Genomic DNA, 1,258 nt, shown 5'->3' on the forward strand with positions numbered 1-1,258 from the left:
CGGGGAAGGAGGGATCAGGCCTGGGAGGCGGCCTCCGCCTCCGCGCGGGCCTTCGCGACCTTCGCGTGCACCTCGGCCATGTCCAGCCCGCGGGCCTGGCCGATCAGGTCCTCCAGCGCCGGCTCGGGCAGCGCGCCCGGCTGCGCGAACACCAGCACGCCCTCGCGGATGATCGCCAGCGTGGGGATCGACTGCACGTCGAACGCCGCCGCGAGCTCCTGCTGCGCCTCGGTGTCGACCTTGGCGAAGACGAGGTCCGGGTGACGCTCGGAGGCCTTCTCGAAGACCGGACCGAACATCCGGCACGGACCGCACCAGGCCGCCCAGAAGTCGATCAGCACGAAGTCCTTGCCCTCCGCGCCGGGAACGATCTCGTCGAAGTTCGCCGTGGTCAGCTCGACCGTGCTCATGGTGTCCTACCTGCCCTTCGGGAGTGGTCCGGTGGCGTCAACCCTGCCCGGCCCCGAGGTATTCCAAAAAAAGTTTCGCGACCCGTTGAGTCGATCCGGCGCCGCGCCCGTACTCCTCGGTGTGGGCGCGGGGAGAGCGCCCGACGAAACCTGACTCACACCGTGGGGGAAACAGCCATGCCCGACTTCCGCCGTACCGCCCTGCTCGCCGCCTCGGCCGCCGCCGCGATCGCCCTGGTCACCGCCTGCGACCCGGGCGGCACCACCGACACCGCGGGCGGCACCACCGCCCCCGCCGCGAGCGCGCCCGCCAACCCGTCGGAGCCTTCCTCGTCCGCCCCGTCGGCGCCCGCCGGCGGCGGCACGGGGCTGCAGACCGCGAGCTCCTCGACGCTCGGCACCATCGTCACCGACGGCAGCGGCTACACGCTCTACCGCTTCGACAAGGACACCGCCAAGCCGCCGGTGTCCAACTGCAACGGCGACTGCGCCAAGCTCTGGCCGCCCGTGATGGCGAGCGACAACCCGCAGCTCAAGGGCATCGACGCCAAGCTGGTCTCCACCGTCACCCGCGCCGACGGGAGCAAGCAGGTCACCCTGAACGGCTGGCCGCTCTACCGCTACACGCCGGACACCAAGCCCGGCGACACCAAGGGCCAGGGCGTCAAGGGCACCTGGTGGGCCGTCACCCCGACCGGCGGCAAGGCGGCGGCCGCCGCCTCGCCCGCCACCGGCGGCTACGGCTACTGAACCGTCCGGAGCCGTCGAGGGGCCGCCGGCACCGGCTCCCGTCGGCGGCCCCGCCCGGCGGCACCGCCGCGCCGACCGGGGGCGGCGCGGCCCGCAGG

General features: G+C 73.5%; 2 protein-coding genes. One reads left to right on the forward strand and one right to left on the reverse strand.

Going from position 1 to position 1,258, the window contains the following annotated elements; translation table 11 throughout:
• Positions 1-14: 14 nt before the first annotated feature.
• Positions 15-410: a thioredoxin gene (trxA, locus tag ABZ641_RS38130; RefSeq protein ID WP_344621758.1), complete on the reverse strand. Its 396-nt coding sequence runs from the start codon at positions 408-410 to the stop codon at positions 15-17.
• Positions 411-587: 177 nt separating this feature from the next.
• Here trxA and ABZ641_RS38135 point away from each other — a divergent pair, with 177 nt between their 5' ends.
• Positions 588-1,160, forward strand: a complete 573-nt coding sequence (locus ABZ641_RS38135; protein ID WP_359989237.1) for a hypothetical protein — start codon at positions 588-590, stop codon at positions 1,158-1,160.
• Positions 1,161-1,258: the final 98 nt, after the last annotated feature.

The organism is Kitasatospora sp. NPDC007106 (genome assembly GCF_040634455.1).
Lineage (GTDB): Bacteria > Actinomycetota > Actinomycetes > Streptomycetales > Streptomycetaceae > Kitasatospora > Kitasatospora arboriphila.

Coding starts and splice junctions, on each gene's coding strand:
- trxA (WP_344621758.1), bottom strand. CDS start 410: ATGAGCACGGTCGAGCTGACCACGGCGAACTTCGACGAGATCGTTCCC.
- ABZ641_RS38135 (WP_359989237.1), top strand. CDS start 588: ATGCCCGACTTCCGCCGTACCGCCCTGCTCGCCGCCTCGGCCGCCGCC.